This window comes from Streptomyces sp. NPDC002467 (assembly GCF_042889825.1).
Classification (GTDB): domain Bacteria; phylum Actinomycetota; class Actinomycetes; order Streptomycetales; family Streptomycetaceae; genus Streptomyces.
Genome location: NZ_JBIARJ010000020.1, coordinates 137,863 through 161,643, shown reverse-complemented (window position 1 = coordinate 161,643; position 23,781 = coordinate 137,863). Strand labels below are relative to the sequence as shown.

Here is a 23,781-nt window from a genome sequence, read left to right as displayed (position 1 = left end):
TCGACTCAAGCAAACCGGGTGGAACCCATGGCAGGCACCGACCGCGAGAAGGCTCTCGACGCCGCTCTCGCACAGATTGAACGGCAATTCGGCAAGGGTGCGGTCATGCGCCTCGGCGACAAGCCGAACGACCCCATCGAGGTCATCCCCACCGGGTCGACCGCGCTGGACATCGCGCTCGGCGTCGGCGGGCTGCCCCGCGGCCGTGTCATCGAGGTGTACGGCCCGGAGTCCTCCGGTAAGACGACCCTGACCCTGCACGCCGTGGCCAACGCGCAGAAGGCCGGCGGCACCGTCGCCTTCGTGGACGCCGAGCACGCGCTCGACCCCGAGTACGCGAAGGCCCTCGGCGTCGACACCGACAACCTCATCCTGTCGCAGCCGGACACCGGCGAGCAGGCGCTGGAGATCGTGGACATGCTCGTCCGCTCCGGCGCCCTCGACCTGATCGTCATCGACTCCGTGGCGGCCCTCGTGCCGCGCGCCGAGATCGAGGGCGAGATGGGCGACTCGCACGTGGGTCTCCAGGCCCGACTGATGAGCCAGGCGCTCCGGAAGATCACCGGTGCGCTCAACCAGTCCAAGACCACCGCGATCTTCATCAACCAGCTCCGCGAGAAGATCGGTGTGATGTTCGGCTCGCCCGAGACCACGACCGGTGGCCGCGCGCTGAAGTTCTACGCCTCGGTGCGCATCGACATCCGCCGTATCGAGACCCTGAAGGACGGCACGGAGGCGGTCGGTAACCGCACCCGCTGCAAGGTCGTGAAGAACAAGGTCGCGCCGCCGTTCAAGCAGGCCGAGTTCGACATCCTCTACGGCCAGGGCATCAGCCGCGAGGGCGGTCTGATCGACATGGGCGTGGAGCACGGCTTCATCCGCAAGGCCGGCGCCTGGTACACGTACGAGGGCGACCAGCTCGGCCAGGGCAAGGAGAACGCCCGCAACTTCCTCAAGGACAACCCGGATCTCGCCAACGAGATCGAGCGGAAGATCAAGGAGAAGCTGGGCGTCGGCGTGCGCAAGGACGCCGCGGACGGCGCGGGTGACGAGGCGGCCGCGGCGCCGGCCGACGGCTCGGCAGCCGTGCCCGCGCCGGCGACGAAGGCCAAGACGACGGCCAAGGCCGCCGCGTCCAAGAGCTGACCCGTGCAGGAGCAGGAAAGGGGCGGCGGAAGCCGGGGCGGCCGTGAGGGCCGCCAGGAGCTGCCGCCCCAGAGCCCCGAGGAGCAGGCGCGGGCCATCTGCCTGCGTCTGCTCACGGGGAGCGCGCGCACCCGGCGCCAGCTCGCGGACGCCCTGCACAAGCGGGGCATCCCCGAGGAGGTGTCGCAGGAGGTCCTCTCCCGGTACGAGGAGGTGGGCCTGATCGACGACGCCGCCTTCGCCGGGGCCTGGGTCGAGTCCCGGCACCGCGGCCGGGGCCTGGCCCGTCGCGCGCTCGCCCAGGAACTCCGTACCAAGGGGGTGCACGCCACCCTCGTCGAGGAGGCCCTGGAGCAGCTGGACTCCGACCAGGAGGAGGAGACCGCCCGGGAGCTCGTGGAGCGCAAGCTCCGCGCCACCCGGGGGCTGGACCGGGACAAGCGGATCCGGCGCCTCGCCGGGATGCTCGCCCGCAAGGGATACCCGGAGGGCATGGCCCTGCGGGTGGTCCGCCGCGCCCTGGAGGCGGAGGGCCAGGACCCCGACGACGCCGACGAACTCGGGTACCCAGGGGAGTGAGCCGGTGCGCCCGGGGTGGGGGTAGCCCCCGGGTGCGGACGCCGGGGCACGCCAATGTCAGGAGGCGGGCCCGGCGGCAGAGTTGACCGCATGATGCTGCGTTACGCCCTCCAGACCATCAGGGACCGCAAAGCCGGATTCCTCGGCGCCTTCGTCGCGCTCTTCTGCGCGGCCGCCCTCGTCACCGCCTGCGGCACCCTCCTGGAAACGGGACTCCGCGGAAAGATCGGCACCGAGCGCTACGCGGCCGCGCCGGTCGTCGTCTCCGCCGACCAGAACGTCCACGAGACCACGGTCAAGGAGAAGAAGGGCAAGACGAAGACGAAGCACAAGGCGAAGCCCGTCGCCGAGCGGGCCTGGCTGCCCGCCGGCACCCTCGACACGGTCCGCGCCGTCCCCGGAGTCGAGCGGGCCGTGCCCGAGCTCAGCTTCCAGGCCGTCCCGCTCGTGAAGACCCCCGGCGAACCGAAGCCCTCGTACGGGCACGCCTGGACCTCCGCCGCGCTCACCCCCTTCACCCTCGTGGAGGGCCGTGCGCCCCAGGGAGGCGGCGAGGTCGTCGTCGACCGGGCACTGGCCGCCCGCGCGGGACTGAAGGCCGGCTCGCAGCTGACCGTGCAGGCGACCGGCGAACCGAAGACGTACCAGGTCAGCGGCATCGCGCAGGGCGCCCACGGGGACCTCGCCCGGCAGAGCGCCCTCTTCTTCGGCGACGCCGAGGCCCAGCGGCTCGCCGCCCGCGACGGTCGGATCAGCGCCATCGGGATCCTGCCCGCACCCGGCGTGAACGCCGCCGAGCTGGCCGGCCGGGTCGAGCAGGCCCTGCGCGGGACCGGAGCGCAGGTCGCCACCGGGGACGAGCGCGGCCCCGTGGAGTTCCTCGACGCCGCCGGAGCCCGCGTCAAACTGGTCTCCATGGGCGGCGCGATGGGCGGCACCTCGCTCCTCGTCGCGATCCTCGTCGTCGTCGGCACCTTCTCCCTCTCCGTCCAGCAGCGCTACCGCGAACTCGCCCTGCTGCGCGCCATCGCCGCCACCCCCCGACAGCTGCGACAGCTCATCGGACGCGAGGCCCTGCTCGTCGGCCTGGCCGCCGGCATCGCCGGAGCCTTCGCCGGACTGCCGCTCGCCGCCTGGCTGTACGGCCGGTTCGTCGACAGCGGTGTCGTCCCCGCGTCGCTGGAGCGCACCGCCGGGATCTTCCCGATGTTCGCCGCCGTCGCGGCGAGCCTGCTCGGCGCCTGGGCCGCCGCACGGATCACCGGCCGCCGCATCGCCCGGATCCGCCCCGCCGAAGCACTCGCCGAAGCCGCCGTCGAGACCGCCCGGCCGCGCCGGCTCCGGACCGCCTTCGGGCTGCTCCTGCTGGCCGGCGGCGCGGTGCTGGTCGTCGTACTGGGCTCGCTGCGCACCGAGCCGGCCTCCACCCCGGTGACCTTCCTGGCCGTGGTGGTCCTGGCCGGGGCGGTCTCGCTGCTCGGGCCGCTGCTCGTACGGGGTGCCACGGCGCTGCTCGCCGGTCCGCTGCGGCTGGCCGGGGCGGGCGGCCACCTGGCGGGCGCGAACCTGCGCGGCAACGCCACCCGCATGGCGTCCGCCGTCACCCCGCTCGCCCTGCTGGTCGGCATGACCTGCACCGTGCTCTTCATCACCCCGACCCTCGGGGACGCGGCCCGGACGCAGGCCCGCGAGGGCATCCGGGCCGACTGGGTGCTGGCGGCGCAGGGCCCGGGCGTCACCCCGGAGGCCGCCGAAACGATCCGCCGTACGGCCGGAGTCGCCGCGGCAACCGAGATCGTCCACACCTCCGTACGGGTGGGCCTGGCGAAGTACGCCGCGCAGGGCGTGACCCCGGCGGGCCTGACCCGGACCTGGGACCCCGAGGTCACCGGCGGCAGCCTGGCCGGCTTCGGTGAGGGCGACGCGGCGGTGAGCGAACTCGCCGCCGACCAGCTCGGCCTGAAGCCGGGCAGCCCGCTGGAGCTGACCCTCGGCGACGGCACTCCGGTCACGCTGAAGGTCACCGCCGTGTACGCGCGGGGGCTGGGCTTCGGAGACCTGACGCTGCCGCACGGCCTGGTCGCCGCGCACGTCGACAACCCGCTCGCGAGCACCGTGCTGGTGGCGACGGAGCCGGGTGCGGGTGGCGCGGGTGCGGGGCGGGAACGGCTCGCCGCCGTGGTGAAGGCCTACCCGGGGGTGGCCCTGCTCTCCGCGGCGGACGCCGACGCGGCACGGGCCGACCGGCAGGACGCCGGGGCGGAGATCAACCTGCTGGCGATGGGCCTCGTGCTGGCCTTCACCGCGATCGCGGTGGTCAACACCCTTGCGATGTCCACCGCCGAGCGGGTGCGGGAGTTCGCGATGCTGCGGCTCGCGGGGGCGAAGCGGCGGCAGGTGCTGCGGATGCTGCGTGCGGAGGCCGTCTCCGTCCTGCTGATCGGTGCGGTGCTGGGGTCGGGGATCGCGCTGGCCGTGCTGACCGCGTTCAGCGTGGGCATGACGGGCGTGGCCGCGCCGGCGGTCCTGCCGGTGGCCTACGCGGTGGTGGTCGGGGCGGCCGGACTGCTGGCCCTCGCGGCCACTTCCCTCCCGGGGAGGGTGGCGCTCCGGGTCCGTCCGGTGGACGTGGCCACGTCCAAGGCGTAGCGGCCCGGGCGCGGCGCCGCTGCCGGGGGCGCTGCCCCCGGACCCCCGGTCCTCAAACGCCGGACGGGCTGGATTTCCTGCCCGGCGGGGCTGGATTGCCCGCAGGGCGATTCCAGCCGCGCCGGCGTTTGAGGCGCGGGGTCCGGGGCGGAGCCCTGGGAAACGGAGGAAGGGCGGGTAGGGGACCGGCCCCGCGCAGCGGTACCCGCCCCGCGCTCGGACCACCCGAAACCGGCCGCCAGGCCACGGGCGGGCATCGGCTCGGCCGGCCGAGGGGGCGTCAGGGAAGGGACACCGGCAGGCCCGCCGCCCGCCAGGCCTGGAAGCCCCCGGCCAGGTCCGTCGCGCGACGCAGCCCCAGCGCGTGCAACGAGGCCGCCGCGAGGCTCGACGCGTAGCCCTCGTTGCAGATCACGACCACCTGGAGGTCGTGCCCCGTCGCCTCGGCCGCGCGGTGGCTGCCCAGCGGGTCCAGCCGCCACTCCAGCTCGTTGCGCTCCACCACGAGCGCCCCCGGGATCAGGCCGTCGCGTTCGCGCAGCGCCTGGTAGCGGATGTCCACGAGGAGGGCGCCCGCGCGGGACGCCTCGTACGCCTCCCGCGCGTCGACGCGGGTGTAGCCCGCCCGGACCCGCTCCAGCAGCTCGTCGATGCCGACCGGGGCGCTCACTGCCAGTCCGCCGGGCGCTCGACCTGCTCCAGGTGCAGCACCGGGCCGCTGCGGCTGTAGCGGCGGATCAGCGGGAGCGGCGGGTAGTACGCGTGCACGGAGATCGCGTGCTCGGTCGCGGACTCGTTGAGGACCTCGTGCACGTGGTGCTCCCCGAAGGCCCGCCCGGCGCCCGCGCCCAGCCGTCGGCTGCGGTCGACACCGGAGGCCAGGTGCAGGGACTGCCAGCCCTCCGAGGGGAGGCGTACGGACAGCGAGTGCTCGGTGAGCCGGCCCCGAGCGGTGGCGAACGCGCCCCGCGATTCGGCGTGGTCGTGCCAGCCGGTGCCGGTGCCCGGCGGCCAGCCGATCAGCCAGGCCTCGCTGCCGCCCGGCCCGTCCAGCCGGATCCAGGTACGGCCCTCGGGGTCGAGGGGGAGCGAGGCGACGACGTCCGGGTCCGCCGCGGTGCGCTGCGCGAACGCGAGCAGCTCGGCGGCCGTGGGACCGGCGGAATTGACGGTGGGGGCAGGGGAGAACGCGGGTGCAGACATGGAGGTTGACCGTTCCTGGGTTCGCGGAAGTGCGCGCGGGCCGGTGGACGGCACGGGGCGCGCAGGGGCGTGGGGCGAATCAGCAGGAAGGGCGACACACGCAGCCCGCGTAGCGGAGCAGGTCCATATGGACCCTCCGCCACAGGCGTACGTCGTTGCCGGTCATTCCGCGAGTGAACCACGCGGTCCCGGAAACGGTCAATCGATCACGGATGTCGGCGCTGTGGCCGGGGCCGTCGCCGGGGGAGGCGCGGGCCGCGCCTCGGGCGCACCCGCCCGGACCGCGTCCGCCGCCTCGTACAGCTCCGCCGGGCGGACCCCCGCGAACGTCGCGGCCAGGTGCCCGTCCGGTCGTACGAGGAGCACGGTGTGCGCCGGCGCCCCCGGGTAGCCGTCCGCGACCAGCAGATCGGTCCGGACCGGCAGGGCGCTCACCGCCGCCGCGAGCCGCGGCATCAGCCCGGCACCCAGCCAGTGGCGGCGGTCCCAGACCCCGGTGCCCGGAGCGACCAGTACCACCAGCAGCCGGCCCTGCCCCAGCAGGTCGCGCAGCGGCACCGTCGAGCCGTCGGGCGCGGTCACCGGGACGTTGGCCACCGGCCCCCCCGGCTCGGTGGCCGTCGGGACCTCCCGTACGGCCATCGGCGGGGAGTACGTCGGCTCCGCGCCCAGCGGCCCCCGCCCCAGGTGGCCGTCGGTGAGCAGGGTCTCGGCGGAACGCGCGGCCCCGGGCAGGTAGGTGCGCAGCGCGCCCCCGGCCCGCAGCGTGGGCATCGCCTGGTCGGCGGCGCGCAGCCGGGCCGCGACCGCGGTGCGCCGCTCGCCCTCGTAACTGTCGAGGAGTTCCTCGGAGGCACCCTGGTGCCAGGCCAGGGACAGCTTCCAGGCCAGGTTCTCCGCGTCCCGCAGCCCTTCCTCGACGCCCTGGGTGCCGAGCGCGCCCAACAGGTGCGCGGCGTCCCCGGCGAGGAAGGCGCGGCCGTCGCGCCAGCGTCGGGCGAGGCGGTGGTGCAGGGTGTGGACGCCCGTGTCGAGGAGGTCGTACGGGGGAGTCGTGCCCCCGCACCACACGGCGAGGGTGTCCCGGATCAGGGTCACCAGCGCGTCGGGGGTGACGAGTTCGCCGCGGGCCGGGAGCAGCCAGTCCAGCCGCCACACCCCGTCGGCCAGCGGCCGCGAGGTGACCTCGGCGGGGCCGGAGGGCGGGTTGCGGTGCAGCAGGGCCTCGCCGGGCCAGGGCAGTTCGGTGCGCAGCGCGGCCACGGCGTGCCGTTCCACGGCGGTGCGGCCCGGGAAGCGGATGCCGAGGAGCTTGCGGACGGTGGAGCGGGCGCCGTCGCAGCCGACGAGGTGACTCCCGCGCCACCACGTGGTCTCGGCGCCGCGGGTGTGCGCGGTGATCCCCCGCTCGTCCTGCTCCAGGGAGTCCAGTTTGCTGTCGGTGACCAGCTGGACGAGCGGGTGCGCGGCGGCGGAGTCGCGCAGTCCGCGCGTGAGGGCGTGCTGCGGCACGTGCAGGGGCGCCGGATGCTCCTCGAAGGTGACCCGCTGGGCGGGCCGGCCCCGGCGCACGGTGCGCCAGGCGGCGTAGTACGCCCCTTCGTCGCGCAGCGTCGTACACCCCAACCGGTGCGCCATGGCGGCGGTGTCCGCGTGCAGGACGACGGTGCGCGCGGGGCGGATCTCCTCCTTGCCGGGGCCTTCGTCGAGCACGATGGAGGGCACGCCCTGGCCGGCCAGGGCGAGGGCCAGGGACAGCCCGACGGGGCCCGCGCCGACGACGATCACCGGGTCCATGATGTGGCTCCCGGTGTCCGGTATGTGATCACAGAACGTATGCAACCCACTGGAGGTGCCTGCGTCAAGTGACACAGGTCGGGACGACGCCGTGTGGTGCGACGGATGACTCCCGCCGCACCACACATGTCACGCCAGTGTACTGACCGGGCGTCAGGGGGCCTTGCCCACGCCCGCCGCGCCGCCCGCGTCGACCTCGGCCACGTCGGCCTCGACCACGGCGCCCGTGCCCTTCTTCGACTGCCGCAGCCGCCTCTCCAGCCACGAGGCCAGAGTGGTCAGGGCGAAGTTCACCGCGATGTAGATCAGGGCGATCACGACCATGGTCGCGATGGTGTTGCTGTAGTTCGCGGAGATCTGCCGGTTCATCGACATCAGGTCGGCGAAGCCGAGGAAGGCACCGCCGAGCGCGGTGTCCTTGAGGATCACCACGAGCTGGCTGACGAGGGCGGGCAGCATCGCCGTGACGGCCTGCGGGACCAGGACGTACGTCATGATCTGGCCCTTGCGCATGCCGATCGCCTTGGCCGCGTCGGTCTGGCCGCGCGGCAGCGACAGGATGCCGGCCCGGACGATCTCGGCGATGACCGCTGCGTTGTACAGGACCAGGCCGGTGACCACCGCGTACAGGGGGCGCACCTCGGAGCTGACGGTGCCGAGCATGACGTACAGCGCGGAGCTGAAGATCATCAGGATCAGGACCGGGATGGCGCGGAAGAACTCCACGACCGTCCCGACCGGGACGCGCACCCACGCGTGGTCGGAGAGCCGGGCGATGCCGAGGAGCGCACCGAGGGGCAGCGCGATCACCATGGCGATCAGGCCGGCCTTGAGGGTCTCACCGAGGCCTGGCAGCAGGAACGTCGTCCAGATCTCGCTGTCGGTGACGAACGGGCTCCACTTGTCGGCGGCGAGCTGGCCCTTCTCGGCCATCAGGCTCAGGGCCCACCACAGGACCAGCCCAACGACCACCACGAAGACGGCGGTGTAGATCCAGTTGCGGACCTTGGCCTTGGGGCCGGGGGTGTCGTACAGAACGGAGCTCATCGCTTCACCGCCACTCGCTTGGCCACCCAGCCCAGCAGCAGGCCGGTGGGCAGGGTGAGCACGACGAAGCCGAAGGCGAAGACAGCGAAGACCGCGAAGATCGCGTCCGCCTCGTTCTCCAGCATTTCCTTCATCAGCAGCGCTGCCTCGGCGACGCCGATGGTTGCCGCCACCGTGGTGTTCTTGGTGAGGGCGATCAGCACGTTGGCGAGCGGTCCGACGACCGCCCGGAAGGCCTGGGGGAGCACGATCAGCGTGAGCACCTGGAAGAAGCTCAGGCCCAGCGCACGGGCGGCCTCGGCCTGGCCCACGGGCACGGTGTTGATGCCCGAGCGCAGCGCCTCGCAGACGAACGTGCCGGTGTAGGCGATCAGCCCCAGGACCGCGAGGCGGAAGCCGGTCTCCTTGAAGGTGTCGCCACCGAGGTTGATGCCCAGGGTCTGGCTCAGGCCCAGTGAGCAGCCGAGGACCAGCAGGGTCAACGGGGTGTTGCGCACTGTATTGACGTACGCGGTGCCGAAGGCCCGCATCAGCGGGACCGGACTGACCCGCATCCCGGCCAGCATGACACCCCAGATCAGGGACCCGACGGCCGAGTAGAGGGTGAGCTGAACCGTCACCCAGAAGGCTCCGAGCACGTCGTACTGCCCGGACTCAAGAAAATCGAACACGATGCCCTGCGCTCTCCCCAGGATGGCCGGCGAGGTGCGCCGCCGCCCGTGACAGGCGGGCGGCGACGCTCCTCACCGGTGAATCAGCTGCCTTCGGTGATCTGCGGGGCGGGCTCGGCCTTGTAGCCGGCCGGGCCGAAGTTGGCGTCCACGGCCTTCTGCCAGGCGCCGTCCGCGACCATCTTCTTGAGGGCGGCGTTGACCTTGGTCTGGAGCTCGGTGTCGCCCTTCTTCAGGCCGATGCCGTAGGGCTCGTTGCTGAGCTTCAGGCCGGTCAGCTTGAACTTGCCCTTGTTCTTGTCCTGGGAGGCGTAGCCGGCCAGGATCGAGTCGTCCGTGGTCAGCGCGTCCACGGCCTTGTTCTCCAGGCCGGTGAGGCACTCGGAGTAGCCGGGGAGCTGCTGCAGGTCGGCCTCGGGGGCCAGCTTGGTCTTGACGTTCTGCGCCGAGGTCGAGCCGGTGACCGAGCAGAGCTTCTTCTTGTTGAGGTCCTCGGCCTTGGTGATCGAGGTGTCGTCGGCGCGGACCAGCAGGTCCTGGTGGGCCAGGAAGTACGGGCCGGCGAAGTCGACGCTCTGCTTGCGCTTGTCGTTGATCGTGTAGGTCGCGACGACCAGCTTCACGTCACCGTTCTTGATCAGGTTCTCGCGCTCGGCGCTGACGGCCTGCTTGAACTCGATCTGGTCGGGCTGGTAGCCGAGCTCCTTGGCCACGTACGTCGCGACGTCCACGTCGAAACCGGTGAACTTGCCGTCGGGGGTCTTCAGGCCCAGACCGGGCTGGTCGAACTTGATGCCGATGACGATCTTGTCCTTCTTGGCGCCACCGGACGCCCCGCCGTCACTGGCGGCCTTGTCGCTGCCGCCGCCACAGGCGGTCGCGGTCAGGGCGAGAGCGATGGCCGCGGCCGAGGCCGCAACGGCCTTGGAGATCTTCATGTGAACTTCCCTCGGATGAGACGTTGTTGAACGACGAGCGACGCGAACGGCGCATGACGGCCGGTCAGGATCTGTTCCGGCAGGGATCCGCCTAGGGATGCCTACCAGAGAAGACCCTCAGTGGTGCAGGATCTTGGACAGGAAGTCCTTCGCCCGGTCGCTGCGCGGGTTGCTGAAGAACTGCTCGGGGGCGGCCTCTTCGACGATCTTTCCGTCCGCCATGAAGACAACCCGGTTGGCCGCGGAGCGGGCGAAGCCCATCTCGTGCGTGACGACGACCATCGTCATCCCCTCCCGGGCGAGCTGCTGCATGACCTCCAGCACCTCGTTGATCATCTCCGGGTCGAGAGCCGAGGTCGGCTCGTCGAACAGCATCACCTTCGGCTCCATGGCCAGGGCGCGCGCGATCGCCACGCGCTGCTGCTGGCCGCCCGACAGCTGCGACGGGAACTTGTCGGCCTGCGAGCCGACACCCACGCGGTCCAGCAGCTCACGGGCCTTCTTCTCGGCCGCGGCCGCGGGCGTCTTGCGGACCTTGATCTGGCCGAGCATCACGTTCTGCAGCACCGTCTTGTGCGCGAACAGGTTGAACGACTGGAAGACCATGCCGACGTCGGCGCGCAGCCGGGCCAGCTCCTTGCCCTCCGAGGGCAGTTCCCTGCCGTCCAGCGTGATCGTGCCGGAGTCGATCGTCTCCAGGCGGTTGATGGTCCGGCACAGCGTGGACTTGCCCGATCCCGAAGGACCGATCACCACGACCACCTCACCGCGGGCAATGCTCAGATCGATGTCCTGAAGCACGTGCAGCGCGCCGAAGTGCTTGTTGACGTTGCTCAGTACGACCAGGTCGTCCGCGGCGGGGACCGCGTCCTGCACGTCCTCGGCCACTGATACTCCGCTCATCGGCTTCTTGCTCCGTCCTCCTCGGTTGGCAGGACAGTAGTGACGTGTCGAGCACACCGTCATCACATCTGAGGGAGAATTGAGCATAACGATCCGGCCTCACCCGGATACGCTCCGTGTGCCGCACCCGTGTGACCGGTGGTGCGCTCGTACCGGGTGGGTAACGGAAGGCGCGCCGGAGCGGAACCCCCTTGACGCGGGACTCCGCATCCGCATGGGATGCAGGGTGGCCCTCACGGAACGTGAAGATCGAGAAAAGGAGAGGGGGACGACATGAGACTGCTGCTCGTCGAGGACGACGACCACGTCGCCGCCGCCCTGTCCGCGATCCTCGCCCGGCACGGCTTCCAGGTCACCCATGCCCGCAACGGCGAAGAGGCGCTACAGGCGCTGTTGCCCGCCGGAGCCCCGCCCCACGCGTCTCCCTACGGGGTGATCTTGCTCGACCTCGGCCTGCCGGACCAGGACGGCTACGAGGTCTGCGGCAAGATCCGCAAGCGCACCGCCACGCCCGTCATCATGGTCACCGCGCGGGCCGACGTGCGCTCCCGCATCCACGGCCTCAACATGGGCGCCGACGACTACGTGGTCAAGCCGTACGACACCGGCGAACTCCTCGCCCGCATCCACGCGGTGGCCCGGCGCACCGGCACCGCCGCCGCCGAGGAGGCCGCCGCCGGCGGCACCCCCGGTCTGGTCCGCCTCGGCGCCGTCAGCATCGAACTGCCCACCCGCCGGGTCAGCGTGGACGGCGCCGACGTGCCTCTCACCCGCAAGGAGTTCGACCTCCTGGCCCTGCTCGCCCAGCGGCCCGGGGTCGTCTTCCGCCGCGAGCAGATCATCAGCGAGGTGTGGCGCACCAGCTGGGAGGGGACCGGGCGCACCCTGGAGGTCCACGTGGCCTCGCTGCGCTCGAAGCTGCGCATGCCCGCACTCATCGAGACCGTCCGCGGGGTGGGCTACCGACTCGTCACCCCCGCCGCCCCCTAGCGGTCACCCTCCGTGCGCGCCCGACTGCTCCCGCTGCTCGTCGTCCTCATGGCGGGCGTACTGCTCGCGCTCGGCCTGCCGCTGGCCGTGAGCCTGGCCGCCGCGCAGCAGCAGCGGGTGGTCGTAGACCGCATCGACGACAGCGCCCGCTTCGCGGCCCTCGCCCAGTTCGTCATCGACGCCGAGGGCTCCGGGGCCACCGGCGCCGACGAGCGGCGCGACACCCTCCAACTCGAACTGGCCCGCTACCAGGAGCTCTACGGCATCCGTGTCGGCATCTTCTACCGCGACGACAACGCCATGGTCAGGGCGCCCGGCTGGTGGCAGCTGCCGGCGACCGGGGAGGCCCGCCGCGCCTTGGAGGAGGCCCTCGCAGGCCGGCGCAGCCACGACCCCGGCCAGGTCTGGCCCTGGCAGGCCAACGGCAAACTCCTCGTCATCTCCCCGGTCGTCCTCGACGGTGACGTGGTCGCGGTCGTCGCCACCGAATCACCCACCGATCAGATGCGCGGCCGGATCCTGCGGGGCTGGCTGCTCATCGCGGCCGGGCTCGCCGCCGCCATGCTGCTCGCCTTCGGCGCGGCCCTGAGGCTGACCAGCTGGGTGCTCAAGCCCGTACGGACCCTGGACGCGGCCGCCCACGGCATCGCCACCGGGCGGATGCAGTCCAGGGTCGCGGCCGCCGGCGGGCCGCCGGAACTCCAGCGGCTGGCCCGATCGTTCAACGAGATGGCGGACAACGTCGAAGAGGTACTGGAGCAGCAGCGGGCGTTCGTCGCCGACGCCTCCCACCAGCTGCGCAACCCGCTCGCGGCGCTGCTCCTGCGGATCGAGCTGCTCGCCCTCGAACTGCCCGAGGGGAACGAGGAGATCGCCTCCGTGCGGACCGAGGGCAAGCGCCTGACCCGGGTCCTCGACGACCTGCTGGACCTGGCGCTGGCCGAGCACGCCTCCGCCGAGATCAGCCTCACCGACATCGGCGCGCTCACGGCCGAACGGGTGACCGCGTGGCGCCCGTACGCCGAGGAGAAGGGCGTACGGCTCACCGGTACGGGCCGCACCGCCATCACCGGCTGGGCGGATCCCGTCGCCCTGTCCAGCGCCCTGGACGCCGTCATCGACAACGCCCTGAAGTTCACGCCCGCGGACGAGGAGGTCGAGGTGTCGGTCGCCGCGGCCGGGAGCTTCGTCCGGGTGGTCGTCGCCGACCGCGGGCCGGGGCTCACCGAGGAGGAGCTGCTCCGCGTGGGCGACCGGTTCTGGCGCAGCGGCCGCCACCAGAACGTGAAGGGCTCCGGGCTCGGCCTGTCCATCTCCCGCGCCCTGCTCGCCGCGGGCGGCGGAACCCTCGCGTACGAGACGAACCCGCCGCACGGACTGCGGGTGACGGTCAGCGTCCCGCGCACCGAACCGCACGGCGGCTGAGCCGGCCGGGTACCGAGGACGGAGGGCGGGCGCCGGGCCGCGCGGGCGTACGGAGCCGCCGCCCGGCGCATACTGAATCCCGACCCCTTCCTGGAGCCGCCACCGTGATCACCCCCACCGCCCCCCTGCCCGTAGCGCGAGCCGCAGCGGCGGCCGACGGACCGACGGTGGCCATCGACATCGGCGGCACGAAGATCGCCGGCGCGCTCGTGCACCCCGACGGCACCATGACCGCCACGACCCGCCGCCCGACCCCGCGCGGGACCGACGCGGACGGGGTCATGGCGGCGGTGACCGAGGTCGTCGCGGAGCTGTCCCGGTCGCCGCTGTGGACCACGGCGGCCCGCTGCGGGATCGGCAGCGCCGGCCCCGTGGACGCCTCGCGGGGCACGGTCAGCCCGGTCAACATCGGCGCGTGGCGGGAGTTCCCCGTCCAGGCCCGGATCGAGGCGGAACTCGCGGCGCGCGGGGCCGAGCTGCCGACGGTGCTGGCCGGTGACGGCGTGGCGATGACCGCCGCCGAACACTGGCTGGGCGCGGCCCGGGGGCACGCGAACGCGATGTGCATGGTCGTCTCCACGGGCGTGGGCGGCGGCCTCGTCCTGAACAACCAGCTCCACCCCGGCCCCACGGGCAACGCGGGTCACATCGGCCACATCAGCGTGGCCTTCGACGGCGAGCCCTGCGTGTGCGGCGGCCGCGGCTGCGTGGAGTCCATCGCCTCCGGCACGGCGATCGCCCGCTGGGCGCTGGCCCAGGGTTGGACCCCGGCGGGGGACGCCTCCGCGGCGGGAGTGGCCGTCGCCGCCGAGGCCGGGGACCCGATCGCACTGGCGGCCTTCGACCGCGCGGGCCGCGCCTTGGCCGCCGCCATCGCCGCCACGGCCACCCTCGTCGAGACGGACATCGCGGTCGTCGGCGGCGGGGTCGCGGCGAGCGGGGACACCCTCTTCGAGCCGATCCGGCGGCACCTGGCCTCGTACGCGACCCTGTCCTTCGTCCGGGACCTCGAGGTGGTGCCGGCCACCCTCGGCACCCACGCGGGCCTGATCGGCGCGGCCGCGGCGGCGACGATGCTGCTGCCGTCCTGATCGGTGACGGCCTGGCCTACGGCTTGACGGACCGGTAGTACCGGCGGGCGCCCTCGTGCAGGTCCAGCGGATCGGTGTAGATCGCCGTCCGGAGGTCCACCAGCTGAGCCGCGTGCACCTGGTGCCCGATCTCGTCACGGCTGTCGATCACCGTGCGGGTGAACTGACGCGTCAGCTCGGGGTCCATCCCCTCGGTGGTGACCAGCAGGTTCGGCACGGCGAGGGTCGCCACCGCGCTGGTGTTGCGCGCCCGCGCGTACGCGTCCTGCGGCATCACCGCCGCCCGGTAGTAACGCGCGGGGCTCCCGCTGCCCTGCAACTGCTCCACCAGGTCGCCGAGCTGGACGAGCCGGATCTCGAAGCGCTCCGACAGCTCGCGTACCGAGTTGGTCGGCAGGCCGCCGGACCAGAAGAAGGCGTCGATCCGCCCGGCCTCCAGCTCGGCCGGCATCGTGTCGATGCCGATGGACAAGGCCGTGATGTCGCGGGCCGGGTCCAGCTTCGCCGCCGCCAGCAGCCGCTCCGAGATCAGCCGCACCCCGGAACCGGGCTGGCCGACCGCGACCCGCTTGCCCCGCAGGTCGCGCGCCGACTGCACCGGTGAGCCGGCCGGCACCACCAGCTGCACGTAGTCGTCGTAGAGGCGGGCACATCCGCGCAGGTAGGCGGCGCCGGGCTTCCCGTCGAGCCGGTACTTGGCGACCGCGTCGGCCGTCGCCACGGTGAAGTCCGCCTCACCCGTGGCCACCCGCTGGAGGTTCTGCTGCGAGCCCTCGCTGGTCTCCAGCCGCACCTTCACCCCGGGCATGTCCTGCTTGAGCGCCTGGTCCAGCAGTTCTCCGTAGCGGTGGTAGACCCCGTTCTTGACCCCGGTGCTGAAGGTCAGTTCGCCCTTGAGCTCGGGCTCCCCGAAAGGCCGCAGCCACCAGAGCAGGACTCCGAGCACGGCGAGTACGGCCACCAGGACCCGCAGGGCGTGGCGCCTGCTGATCCGGGGCGGTACGAGAGGCATGCCGGCGATCCTGCCACCCGCCCGCCGCCCTGTCACGCCCCGGCCTCCTCACCCGCCCCGGCCTGCGACGCTTCGCCCCCGTCCCCGGCCCTGCCCCACGGCGGGGCGGAGGGCTCTCCGGCACCGCCTACCCTTGATGCATGACCAGCAGCGACCGGAGCCAGGCAGTGGACGTGAAGCGAAGCTACGAGGTGCGCACCTACGGGTGCCAGATGAACGTGCACGACTCGGAGCGGCTCTCCGGTCTGCTGGAGGACGCCGGGTACGTCCGGGCGCCCGAGGGCTCCGACGGCGACGCCGACGTCGTGGTCTTCAACACCTGCGCGGTCCGCGAGAACGCCGACAACAAGCTCTACGGCAACCTCGGCCGGCTGGCCCCGATGAAGACGAAGCGTCCCGGGATGCAGATCGCCGTCGGCGGCTGCCTCGCCCAGAAGGACCGCGAGACGATCGTCAAGAAGGCCCCCTGGGTCGACGTCGTCTTCGGTACGCACAACATCGGCAAGCTCCCCGTGCTGCTGGAGCGCGCCCGTATCCAGGAGGAGGCGCAGGTCGAGATCGCCGAGTCGCTGGAGGCGTTCCCGTCGACGCTCCCGACCCGTCGCGAGTCCGCGTACGCGGCCTGGGTCTCCATCTCCGTCGGCTGCAACAACACCTGCACCTTCTGCATCGTCCCGGCGCTGCGCGGCAAGGAGGAGGACCGCCGCCCCGGCGACATCCTCGCCGAGGTGGAGGCCTTGGTCGGCGAGGGCGTCTCCGAGATCACCCTGCTCGGCCAGAACGTGAACGCGTACGGCTCCGACCTCGGCGACCGCGAAGCCTTCGGCAAGCTGCTGCGGGCCTGCGGCGAGATCGAGGGCCTGGAGCGGGTCCGCTTCACCTCCCCGCACCCGAAGGACTTCACCGACGACGTCATCGCCGCCATGGCCGAGACGCCGAACGTGATGCCGCAGCTGCACATGCCGCTCCAGTCCGGCTCGGACCCGATCCTGCGCGCGATGCGCCGGTCCTACCGGCAGGAGCGGTTCCTCGGGATCATCGAGAAGGTCCGCGCCGCCATCCCGCACGCCGCGATCTCCACGGACATCATCGTGGGCTTCCCCGGCGAGACGGAGGAGGACTTCCAGCAGACGATGCACGTGGTCCGCGAGGCCCGCTTCGCCAGCGCCTTCACCTTCCAGTACTCCAAGCGCCCCGGCACCCCGGCCGCCGAGATGGAGGGGCAGATCCCCAAGGAGGTCGTCCAGGACCGCTACATGCGTCTGGTCGCCCTTCAGGAGGAGATCTCCTGGGAGGAGAACAAGAAGCAGGTCGGCCGCACCCTGGAGGTCATGGTCGCGGAGGGCGAGGGCCGCAAGGACGGCGCCACGCACCGCCTGTCCGGCCGCGCCGCCGACAACCGCCTGGTGCACTTCACGAAGCCGGAGGCGGAGGTCCGCCCGGGTGACGTGGTCACCGTGGACATCACCTACGCGGCCCCGCACCACCTGCTGGCCGAGGGCCCGACCACGGCCGTACGGCGCACCCGCGCCGGCGACGCCTGGGAGAAGCGCAACGCCGCCCCGGCCCAGCCGGCGGGCGTCATGCTGGGCATCCCGACCCTGGGCATCCCGGCCCCCCTCCCGGCAGCCACGTCGGGGTGCGCGGCACCGCAGGGCTGAGCCGCCCCGAGTGCCGGCGCACCCCACCCAACGCCCGCGCCGGCACTTCCCGGGCCCTGCCCGTGCCGGCGCCGGCACTCAGCCCTTTCCGGGCTCCGCCCCTGCCTCGTGCCGCATACGCAGCCGCGGGGCAATTCCAGCCCCGCCGGCGTTTGAGGCGCGGGGTCCGGGGCGGAGCCCCGAGTCCTGAACCGGCACCCGGCCCGCGCACCCTCACCCGCACCGCGCGAGCGGCCCGGCGCGAGCCGCCCCGCACGAAGGACCCCCATGGCCCGCCCCCGCTTGGCGATAGGCTGCGGATCATGCTCGTAGCCGCTGCAGTCTGCCCCGCCCCGCCGCTGCTCGTGCCGGAGGTCGCCGCGGGGGCCGCCGCCGAACTCGGTGACGCCCGTACCGCCTGCTCCGACGCGCTGTCGGTGCTCGCCGCGTCCCGGCCCGACCTGCTCGTCGTCGTCGGGGCCGCCGACCGCGACCACGGCGGTCCCTACCCCCAGGGCGCCCGCGGCAACTTCCGCGGGTTCGGGGTCGCGGCCGACGTACAGCTGGGCGAGGGCGAGGAAGGGCCGCGCACGCTGCCCGCCCCGCTCGCCGTCGGCGCCTGGCTGCTGCGCCACGCCCGCTGGGGCGCAGCGCCCGTGGAGGGGTTCGCCGTCGCGGAGCCGCTGGACGACACCGCGCACTGCCTGCGCGCCGGCCGGGAACTCGCCGCGCGGGACGAGCGGGTCGCGCTGCTCGTGATGGGTGACGGCAGCGCCAAGCGGACCCTGAAGGCCCCCGGCTACCTCGACGAGCGGGCCGCCGCCTTCGACGCGGCCGCCGCCCGCGCGCTCGGCGCCGCCGACGTCGCCGCGCTCGCCGCCATGGACTCCGCACTCGCCGCCGAACTCCAGGCCGCAGGCCGGGCCCCCTGGCAGGTGCTGGCCGGCGCCGCCGAGGGCGCGGGCCTGGACGGGCGACTGCTGTACGAGGACGCCCCGTACGGCGTGGGGTACTTCGTCGCCGCCTGGTCCTGAAACCCGTACGGCACCACACCGACGAGGAAGGGGCGCGGTACCGGCCGTCGCCGGTGCCGCGCCCCTTTCCGGTACCGCGTCAGGAAGCCGTCGGCGGCGTCGGTCCGCCGCCGGGAGCGTCCTTGTGCGCGATCTTGCCCAGGGCGTCCTTGGCCTTGCCCGTCCCGCTCGTGATCCGGTCGCTGTACTTGCCGTGGGTCTTCTCGTCCACGGCCTTGGCCATCTTGTCCAGACTTCCGGCGATCTTGCCTTCGTTCCTCTGGGCGAGGTCGCCGACCTTCTCCTTCGCCGGCGCGAGCTTGGCCTTCAGATTGTCCAGCAGGCCCATGGGGCACCTTCCATTGGCGGTCGCTACGTACGGGCGCCCTCGCCGGCCTCGCTGTCCGCGGCCTGCTCGGCCGACTGCTGCTTCGGGATCTCCACGGCCTCCGCCGCCGGAGCTTCCACTTCGGCCGCCCCGGCCCCGGTCCCGTTCTCCTCGACCTCCTCGGCCGCACCGGACTCCACCGTCGTGGCCTCGGCGGCGACCTCCTCGGTCACGACCTCTTCCTTGCGGCGAAAAAGCCGATCGAAAAAGCCCATTTCTCCTCCTATAACGTTACTCGTGTGAGCGAAGTTCCGCCTTGGCCTCAGGGGCCTGCTCAGAGGCCTCCGCAAGGCCCTCCGCAGGGGCTTCGGCAGCTCCCTCCGCCGGGCCGAACCACGCCAGGGCAACGACCCCGCCTCCACTCCGTCACGTAGCTCGATCGGGTACGCGTCGGCGTCTTGACCGGGGGCTGAGAGACTGGGGCGGTGAGGAAAGCAGCCCCCGCCCAGCGGGTCATCGCCGTCGTCGGTCCCACCGCGGCCGGAAAGTCCGACTTGGGCGTCGCCCTGGCCCGCCATTTCGACGGCGAGGTCGTCAACGCCGACTCCATGCAGCTGTACCGGGGGATGGACATCGGTACCGCCAAGCTGACGACGGAGGAACGCGGCGGGGTCCCGCACCACCTCCTCGACATCTGGGACGTCACCGACACCGCCAACGTGGCCGAGTACCAGCGCCTCGCCCGTACCGAGATCGACAAACTGCTCGCCGAGGGCCGCACCCCCGTCCTCGTCGGCGGCTCCGGCCTCTACGTCAGGGGCGCCCTGGACGTCATGGAGTTCCCCGGCACCGACCCCGAGGTCCGCGCCCGGCTGGAGGCCGAGCTCGCCGTGAGCGGTTCCGGCGCCCTGCACGCCCGACTCGCCGCGGCGGACCCGGCCGCCGCCACGGCGATCCTGCCCAGCAACGGGCGCCGGATCGTGCGCGCTCTGGAGGTCATCGAGATCACCGGCCGCCCCTTCACCGCCAACCTGCCCGGCCACGAGTCGGTCTACGACACCGTCCAGATCGGCGTTGACGTGGCCCGGCCGGAGCTCGACGAGCGGATCGCGCTGCGCGTGGACCGGATGTGGGAGGCCGGCCTCGTGGACGAGGTCCGCGCGCTGGAGGCCCGTGGACTGCGCGACGGAATCACCGCCTCCAGGGCGCTCGGCTACCAGCAGGTGCTCGCCGCGCTCGCCGGCGAGTGCACCGAGGACGAGGCCAGGGCCGAGACCGTCCGGGCGACCAAGCGCTTCGCCCGACGCCAGGACTCCTGGTTCCGGCGCGACCCGCGCGTCCACTGGCTCAGCGGGGCCGTCGCCGACCGGGGGGAACTCACCGGACTCGCGCAGTCGTTGGTCGAACGAGCGGTCACAGCCTGATCACGTGATGGCATCGGGACGCCCCGTGGGCCCGTAGCGGGCCTGGGGGCGTGCCATCATCAAACTCCGGCGGGTGCGTCACCCGCAGTGAATGGCGGCGTACTGAATCCGAGTGGGGAGGGCGCGTGGCGATGGAGGCCGGCCCTCGTGACACCGGGCGGGACGACATCCGGAGGGAAGCGGACCCGACGCTTCTCGATTCGGCGGAGGGCATCGAGGGACCGCGGCGTTCCGACGGCCCGGAGCTCCCCGACACCCTCGGGCTGCCCGCGGGTCCCGCGCGGCTGACCCCCGACGGTCCGGACGCCCCGGACACCGCCGAGGCCGAGGCCGTCGCCGGGCCCGAGGTCGAGGTGGAGCTGCGCCCGCAGCGGCGCCTGCGCGTGTGGCAGATCATCCCCATCGCGGTGCTGGCCGCCGCCGGTTCGCTCATGTTCGCCTTCCCGCTCGCCTTCGAGTTCGGCGACGGCGGAGCCGTGGTCGCCATGCTCGGATTCCTCATCAGCTGCTGCGCGGGCGGCTGGGGGATGATGGCCGCCCGCCGCGTGGGCTACAGCTGGCCCGGGCTCCCGGCCCGGGGGAGCGGCCGCCGCCCCGACTGGCGCATGGCCGCCCTGTACGCCGCGGTCGCGCTGGCCGTCGTGGCGCTCGCCGTGTACCGGGTGGCCCGGCTCCGCTAGCGCCCGCTGCCCGTCCCTCGGACTGGGCGACGCCCCTGACCAGCGGATCGGTACGATGGGCGGGTGACGCAGACCACCCTCCCCTTCCTCAAGGGCCACGGCACCGAGAACGACTTCGTGATCGTCCCGGACCCGGACAACGCCATCGAGCTGCCGGCGTCCGCCGTCGCGAAGCTGTGCGACCGGCGGGCCGGGATCGGCGCGGACGGCGTCCTGCACGTCGTCCGGTCCGCCGCGCACCCCGAGGCGGCCCACCTGGCCGACGAGGCGGAGTGGTTCATGGACTACCGCAACAGCGACGGCTCCATCGCCGAGATGTGCGGCAACGGCGTACGCGTCTTCGCCCGCTACCTCCAGTACGCGGGCCACGTCGAGGCGGGCGACCTCGCCGTCGCCACCCGGGGCGGGGTCAAGCGCGTCCACCTCGACAAGGCGGGCGACGTCACGGTCTCCATGGGCCGCGCCGAGCTCCCCGAGGGCGAGGTCACCGTCGCCGTCGGCGCGAAGAGCTGGCCCGCACGGAACGTGAACATGGGGAACCCGCACGCGGTGGCGTTCGTTGAAAGCCTCGACGACGCCGGGAAGCTGTACGACGCCCCCGACTTCAGCCCGGCGTCCGCCTACCCGACGGGTGTCAACGTCGAATTCGTCGTCGACCGCGGCCCCCGGCACGTCGCCATGCGCGTCCACGAGCGAGGCTCCGGCGAGACCCGCTCCTGCGGCACCGGCGCCTGCGCCGTGGCCGTCGCCGCCATCCGCCGCGAGGGCGCCGACCCGGCCGCCACCGGCGAGCCGGCGACGTACACCGTCGACCTCCCGGGCGGAACCCTCGTCATCACCGAACACCCCGACGGGCGGATCGAGATGACCGGACCGGCCGTCATCGTGGCCGCCGGAGAGTTCGACGAGGCCTGGCTCACCGAAACGGCTTTCGCCTGAAGCTTCCCTCTAATGGGTGATCCGTTTCACGCTCGGCGAGAGGTGGACTGCGCCACGTGGTGGGGTCGGTAACATCAGGCACCGGCCCTGAGGGCTCACCCCATGCCCGCCACCGCCGGTCGAAGCCGCCGGAGGTGCCCATGAGTGCAGAGGCCACGAACCCCGAAGCACACCCCGAAGTGCGCCCTGAGCTCCGCAGACGCGGCCGGACCAGGCTCGATCTGCGCCGGCTCGGCCGAGCCGCGCTCCTCGGGCCGACGTCCCGCGACCGTCTCCCGGACGCCATCGGGCACGTCGCGGAAGCGCACCGCGCCCACCATCCGGACGCCGACATGTCCGTATTGCGGCGGGCGTATCTGCTCGCGGAGACCTCACACCGCGGCCAGATGCGAAAAAGCGGTGAGCCGTACATCACACATCCGCTCGCCGTCACCCTGATCCTCGCCGAACTCGGCGCCGAGACAACGACCCTGACGGCCTCTCTCCTCCACGACACCGTCGAGGACACCGATGTGACCCTCGATCAGGTCCGCGAGGAGTTCGGCGACGAGGTCTGCTTCATCGTCGACGGCGTCACCAAGGTGGAGAAGATCGACTACGGCGCCGCCGCCGAACCCGAGACCTTCCGCAAGATGCTCGTCGCCACCGGCAACGACGTCCGCGTGATGTCCATCAAACTCGCCGACCGGCTCCACAACATGCGCACCCTCGGCGTGATGCGCCCCGAAAAACAGGCTCGCATCGCCAAGGTCACCCGCGACGTCCTCATCCCGCTCGCCGAACGGCTCGGCGTCCAGGCCCTCAAGACCGAACTGGAAGACCTCGTCTTCGCGATCCTGCACCCCGAGGAGTACGAGCACACCCGCGCGCTCATCGCCGCCCACGCCGGCGAGAACGACCCGCTCCCCGGCATCGCCGACTCCGTACGGACCGTGCTGCGCGAGGCCGGCATCACCGCCGAGGTACAGGTGCGCCCCCGGCACTTCGTCTCCGTCCACCGCGTCGCCCTCAAACGCGGCGAGCTGCGCGGCTCGGACTTCGGGCGCGTCCTCGTCCTCGTCGGCGAGAACGCCGACTGCTACGCCGTCCTCGGGGAACTGCACACCTGCTTCACCCCGGTCGTGTCGGAGTTCAAGGACTTCATCGCCGCCCCCAAGTTCAACCTGTACCAGTCGCTGCACACGGCCGTCGCCACCCCCGAGGGGTACGTCGCCGAGGTCATCGTGCGGACCCGGCAGATGCACCGCGTCGCGGAGGCGGGCGTCGTCGCCCTCGGCAACCCCTACGCCACCGCCCAGGCGGAAGCCGCCGAAGCCGACGAGGAGCGGGTCGACCCGACACGCCCCGGCTGGCTGTCCCGGCTGCTCGACTGGCAGCAGTCCGCGCCCGACCCCGACACCTTCTGGAGCGTGCTCCGGGCGGAGCTCGCCCAGGACAGGGAGATCACGGTCTTCCGAGCCGACGGCGGCACGCTGGGCCTGCCGGCCGGGGCCAGCTGTATCGACGCCGCCTACGCGCAGCACGGCGAGGCGGCCCACGGCTGTATCGGCGCCCGGGTCAACGGGCGCCTCACCTCCCTCTCCTCCCCGCTCTCCGACGGCGACACCGTGCAGCTGCTGCTGGCGCAGGACGCCTCCTCGGGCCCGGCCGCCGAATGGCTCGACCACGCGAAGACCCCGGCCGCCCGGATCGCCATCAGCCGCTGGCTCGACGCCCACCCCGACCGGGCCATGTCCACCACCTCCGCCGCGCGGGCACCCCTGTCCGTGGTCGGCGCCCGAGGCGGCGGCGCCAACGCGGTCGCCGACCTGCCTGACGCCCCCGTACGGCTCGCCGGTTGCTGCACGCCGGTGCCGCCGGACGCCGTCGCCGGATTCGTGGTCCGAGGCGGGGCCGTCACCGTCCACCGGATCCACTGCGCGGCGGTGGCACAGATGCGCGCCGTGGGACGTACCTCGGTCGCAGTGCACTGGCGGGCCACCGCCGACTGCCGGGTCACCCTGCTCGCTGAATCGTTCGGCCGCCCCCATCTGCTGGCCGACCTGACCGAGGCCATCGCCCGGCAGGGCGTCGAGGTGGTCTCCGCGACCGTGGAACCCCCGGTCGAGCAGCGGGTCAGGCACAGCTACACCCTCCAGCTGCCCGACGCGACCGGCCTGCCCGCCCTGATGCGGGCGATGCGGGACGTGCCCGGCGTCTACGACGTCAGCCGCGCCTAGGCCGGCGTGGCCCGGCCCTCCGCGTGTCAGCGGGCGGGCCCGGAAGGCCCCGTTCGGGTGGCCCCGTCGCGCGTCGCGGGCGGTCGC

23 protein-coding genes are annotated in these 23,781 nt (G+C 72.8%); 12 read left to right on the top strand and 11 right to left on the bottom strand.

Features of this window, described 5'->3' with window-relative positions:
* The first annotated feature begins 27 nt into the window (after nucleotides 1-27).
* The 3 genes from recA (at nucleotide 28) to ACFYYJ_RS33280 (ending at nucleotide 4,374) form a co-directional block, all read left to right on the top strand.
* Nucleotides 28-1,146 carry a recombinase RecA gene (gene recA / locus ACFYYJ_RS33290; protein WP_384748482.1) on the top strand — a complete coding sequence of 373 codons (1,119 nt, stop codon included), beginning with the start codon at nucleotides 28-30 and terminating at the stop codon, nucleotides 1,144-1,146.
* A 3-nt stretch (nucleotides 1,147-1,149) separates the two neighbouring features.
* Nucleotides 1,150-1,725 carry a recombination regulator RecX gene (recX, locus tag ACFYYJ_RS33285; protein WP_385130110.1) on the top strand — a complete coding sequence of 192 codons (576 nt, stop codon included), beginning with the start codon at nucleotides 1,150-1,152 and terminating at the stop codon, nucleotides 1,723-1,725.
* A 90-nt stretch (nucleotides 1,726-1,815) separates the two neighbouring features.
* Complete coding sequence (locus tag ACFYYJ_RS33280; protein WP_389137871.1) at nucleotides 1,816-4,374, top strand: FtsX-like permease family protein; 2,559 nt, start codon at nucleotides 1,816-1,818, stop codon at nucleotides 4,372-4,374.
* 280 nt (nucleotides 4,375-4,654) lie between these two features.
* On the opposite strand, the gene ACFYYJ_RS33275 is transcribed toward ACFYYJ_RS33280, so the two are convergent.
* From ACFYYJ_RS33275 to ACFYYJ_RS33240, 8 genes are all read right to left on the bottom strand, one after another.
* Nucleotides 4,655-5,044 carry a rhodanese-like domain-containing protein gene (locus tag ACFYYJ_RS33275; protein WP_385125858.1) on the bottom strand — a complete coding sequence of 130 codons (390 nt, stop codon included), beginning with the start codon at nucleotides 5,042-5,044 and terminating at the stop codon, nucleotides 4,655-4,657.
* Nucleotides 5,041-5,577 carry a cysteine dioxygenase gene (locus ACFYYJ_RS33270; RefSeq protein ID WP_385125856.1) on the bottom strand — a complete coding sequence of 179 codons (537 nt, stop codon included), beginning with the start codon at nucleotides 5,575-5,577 and terminating at the stop codon, nucleotides 5,041-5,043. The genes ACFYYJ_RS33275 and ACFYYJ_RS33270 overlap by 4 nt, the downstream gene beginning before the upstream one ends.
* Nucleotides 5,578-5,656: 79 nt before the next feature.
* Nucleotides 5,657-5,743, bottom strand: coding sequence for a putative leader peptide (locus tag ACFYYJ_RS33265; protein ID WP_311318651.1), 87 nt, complete (start codon nucleotides 5,741-5,743; stop codon nucleotides 5,657-5,659).
* A gap of 32 nt (nucleotides 5,744-5,775) precedes the next feature.
* On the bottom strand, nucleotides 5,776-7,374 hold the full coding sequence (locus tag ACFYYJ_RS33260; RefSeq protein WP_389137868.1) for an FAD-dependent monooxygenase: 1,599 nt from the start codon (nucleotides 7,372-7,374) through the stop codon (nucleotides 5,776-5,778).
* A 153-nt stretch (nucleotides 7,375-7,527) separates the two neighbouring features.
* Nucleotides 7,528-8,421: an amino acid ABC transporter permease gene (locus tag ACFYYJ_RS33255; RefSeq protein ID WP_389137867.1), complete on the bottom strand. Its 894-nt coding sequence runs from the start codon at nucleotides 8,419-8,421 to the stop codon at nucleotides 7,528-7,530.
* The gene (locus tag ACFYYJ_RS33250; protein WP_385125852.1) at nucleotides 8,418-9,092 is read right to left on the bottom strand and encodes an amino acid ABC transporter permease; all 675 of its coding nucleotides are present in this window, start codon (nucleotides 9,090-9,092) and stop codon (nucleotides 8,418-8,420) included. Before ACFYYJ_RS33250 ends, ACFYYJ_RS33255 begins: the two co-directional genes overlap by 4 nt.
* A gap of 83 nt (nucleotides 9,093-9,175) precedes the next feature.
* Nucleotides 9,176-10,030, bottom strand: a complete 855-nt coding sequence (locus ACFYYJ_RS33245) for a glutamate ABC transporter substrate-binding protein (protein ID WP_385125851.1) — start codon at nucleotides 10,028-10,030, stop codon at nucleotides 9,176-9,178.
* Between the two features lie 117 nt (nucleotides 10,031-10,147).
* On the bottom strand, nucleotides 10,148-10,933 hold the full coding sequence (locus tag ACFYYJ_RS33240) for an amino acid ABC transporter ATP-binding protein (protein ID WP_385125850.1): 786 nt from the start codon (nucleotides 10,931-10,933) through the stop codon (nucleotides 10,148-10,150).
* 273 nt (nucleotides 10,934-11,206) lie between these two features.
* Between ACFYYJ_RS33240 and ACFYYJ_RS33235 the strand changes: the two genes are divergently transcribed.
* The 3 genes from ACFYYJ_RS33235 (at nucleotide 11,207) to ACFYYJ_RS33225 (ending at nucleotide 14,439) form a co-directional block, all read left to right on the top strand.
* Nucleotides 11,207-11,923, top strand: coding sequence for a response regulator transcription factor (locus ACFYYJ_RS33235; RefSeq protein WP_389137863.1), 717 nt, complete (start codon nucleotides 11,207-11,209; stop codon nucleotides 11,921-11,923).
* 12 nt (nucleotides 11,924-11,935) lie between these two features.
* Nucleotides 11,936-13,348, top strand: coding sequence for an ATP-binding protein (locus ACFYYJ_RS33230; RefSeq protein ID WP_389137861.1), 1,413 nt, complete (start codon nucleotides 11,936-11,938; stop codon nucleotides 13,346-13,348).
* 125 nt (nucleotides 13,349-13,473) lie between these two features.
* Complete coding sequence (locus ACFYYJ_RS33225) at nucleotides 13,474-14,439, top strand: ROK family protein (RefSeq protein ID WP_389137897.1); 966 nt, start codon at nucleotides 13,474-13,476, stop codon at nucleotides 14,437-14,439.
* A gap of 16 nt (nucleotides 14,440-14,455) precedes the next feature.
* On the opposite strand, the gene ACFYYJ_RS33220 is transcribed toward ACFYYJ_RS33225, so the two are convergent.
* Complete coding sequence (locus ACFYYJ_RS33220) at nucleotides 14,456-15,451, bottom strand: TAXI family TRAP transporter solute-binding subunit (RefSeq protein ID WP_389137859.1); 996 nt, start codon at nucleotides 15,449-15,451, stop codon at nucleotides 14,456-14,458.
* 140 nt (nucleotides 15,452-15,591) lie between these two features.
* On the opposite strand from ACFYYJ_RS33220, the gene miaB reads away from it, so the two are divergent.
* On the top strand, nucleotides 15,592-17,112 hold the full coding sequence (gene miaB, locus ACFYYJ_RS33215) for a tRNA (N6-isopentenyl adenosine(37)-C2)-methylthiotransferase MiaB (RefSeq protein WP_385125846.1): 1,521 nt from the start codon (nucleotides 15,592-15,594) through the stop codon (nucleotides 17,110-17,112).
* 302 nt (nucleotides 17,113-17,414) lie between these two features.
* Nucleotides 17,415-18,125 (top strand): class III extradiol dioxygenase subunit B-like domain-containing protein, encoded by a 711-nt coding sequence (locus ACFYYJ_RS33210; protein WP_385125845.1) that lies wholly within the window; start codon nucleotides 17,415-17,417, stop codon nucleotides 18,123-18,125.
* 79 nt (nucleotides 18,126-18,204) lie between these two features.
* On the opposite strand, the gene ACFYYJ_RS33205 is transcribed toward ACFYYJ_RS33210, so the two are convergent.
* Together ACFYYJ_RS33205 and ACFYYJ_RS33200 are read right to left on the bottom strand one after the other, a co-directional pair.
* On the bottom strand, nucleotides 18,205-18,453 hold the full coding sequence (locus ACFYYJ_RS33205; protein WP_384579719.1) for an antitoxin: 249 nt from the start codon (nucleotides 18,451-18,453) through the stop codon (nucleotides 18,205-18,207).
* Nucleotides 18,454-18,476: 23 nt separating this feature from the next.
* Nucleotides 18,477-18,665 (bottom strand): gliding motility protein, encoded by a 189-nt coding sequence (locus ACFYYJ_RS33200; protein ID WP_389137855.1) that lies wholly within the window; start codon nucleotides 18,663-18,665, stop codon nucleotides 18,477-18,479.
* Nucleotides 18,666-18,917: 252 nt separating this feature from the next.
* On the opposite strand from ACFYYJ_RS33200, the gene miaA reads away from it, so the two are divergent.
* The 4 genes from miaA to ACFYYJ_RS33180 all read left to right on the top strand — a co-directional run bounded on the left by miaA (nucleotide 18,918) and on the right by ACFYYJ_RS33180 (nucleotide 23,694).
* Complete coding sequence (gene miaA, locus ACFYYJ_RS33195; RefSeq protein WP_385365766.1) at nucleotides 18,918-19,856, top strand: tRNA (adenosine(37)-N6)-dimethylallyltransferase MiaA; 939 nt, start codon at nucleotides 18,918-18,920, stop codon at nucleotides 19,854-19,856.
* 125 nt (nucleotides 19,857-19,981) lie between these two features.
* Nucleotides 19,982-20,536 carry a hypothetical protein gene (locus ACFYYJ_RS33190; RefSeq protein ID WP_385125841.1) on the top strand — a complete coding sequence of 185 codons (555 nt, stop codon included), beginning with the start codon at nucleotides 19,982-19,984 and terminating at the stop codon, nucleotides 20,534-20,536.
* 63 nt (nucleotides 20,537-20,599) lie between these two features.
* Entirely contained in the window at nucleotides 20,600-21,475 is an 876-nt protein-coding gene (gene dapF / locus ACFYYJ_RS33185) for a diaminopimelate epimerase (protein WP_385125840.1), read from the top strand.
* 140 nt (nucleotides 21,476-21,615) lie between these two features.
* Nucleotides 21,616-23,694 carry a RelA/SpoT family protein gene (locus ACFYYJ_RS33180; protein ID WP_385365767.1) on the top strand — a complete coding sequence of 693 codons (2,079 nt, stop codon included), beginning with the start codon at nucleotides 21,616-21,618 and terminating at the stop codon, nucleotides 23,692-23,694.
* The last annotated feature ends 87 nt before the right edge of the window (nucleotides 23,695-23,781 follow it).

What these genes read in the sequence shown, in the direction of transcription:
- recA (WP_384748482.1), top strand. Translation starts at nt 28, where the DNA reads ATGGCAGGCACCGACCGCGAGAAGGCTCTCGACGCCGCTCTCGCACAG.
- ACFYYJ_RS33240 (WP_385125850.1), bottom strand. Translation starts at nt 10,933, where the DNA reads ATGAGCGGAGTATCAGTGGCCGAGGACGTGCAGGACGCGGTCCCCGCC.
- ACFYYJ_RS33260 (WP_389137868.1), bottom strand. Translation starts at nt 7,374, where the DNA reads ATGGACCCGGTGATCGTCGTCGGCGCGGGCCCCGTCGGGCTGTCCCTG.
- ACFYYJ_RS33280 (WP_389137871.1), top strand. Translation starts at nt 1,816, where the DNA reads ATGATGCTGCGTTACGCCCTCCAGACCATCAGGGACCGCAAAGCCGGA.
- ACFYYJ_RS33235 (WP_389137863.1), top strand. Translation starts at nt 11,207, where the DNA reads ATGAGACTGCTGCTCGTCGAGGACGACGACCACGTCGCCGCCGCCCTG.
- ACFYYJ_RS33205 (WP_384579719.1), bottom strand. Translation starts at nt 18,453, where the DNA reads ATGGGCCTGCTGGACAATCTGAAGGCCAAGCTCGCGCCGGCGAAGGAG.
- ACFYYJ_RS33265 (WP_311318651.1), bottom strand. Translation starts at nt 5,743, where the DNA reads ATGACCGGCAACGACGTACGCCTGTGGCGGAGGGTCCATATGGACCTG.
- ACFYYJ_RS33220 (WP_389137859.1), bottom strand. Translation starts at nt 15,451, where the DNA reads ATGCCTCTCGTACCGCCCCGGATCAGCAGGCGCCACGCCCTGCGGGTC.
- ACFYYJ_RS33270 (WP_385125856.1), bottom strand. Translation starts at nt 5,577, where the DNA reads ATGTCTGCACCCGCGTTCTCCCCTGCCCCCACCGTCAATTCCGCCGGT.
- ACFYYJ_RS33255 (WP_389137867.1), bottom strand. Translation starts at nt 8,421, where the DNA reads ATGAGCTCCGTTCTGTACGACACCCCCGGCCCCAAGGCCAAGGTCCGC.
- ACFYYJ_RS33180 (WP_385365767.1), top strand. Translation starts at nt 21,616, where the DNA reads ATGAGTGCAGAGGCCACGAACCCCGAAGCACACCCCGAAGTGCGCCCT.
- miaB (WP_385125846.1), top strand. Translation starts at nt 15,592, where the DNA reads ATGACCAGCAGCGACCGGAGCCAGGCAGTGGACGTGAAGCGAAGCTAC.
- ACFYYJ_RS33210 (WP_385125845.1), top strand. Translation starts at nt 17,415, where the DNA reads ATGCTCGTAGCCGCTGCAGTCTGCCCCGCCCCGCCGCTGCTCGTGCCG.
- ACFYYJ_RS33245 (WP_385125851.1), bottom strand. Translation starts at nt 10,030, where the DNA reads ATGAAGATCTCCAAGGCCGTTGCGGCCTCGGCCGCGGCCATCGCTCTC.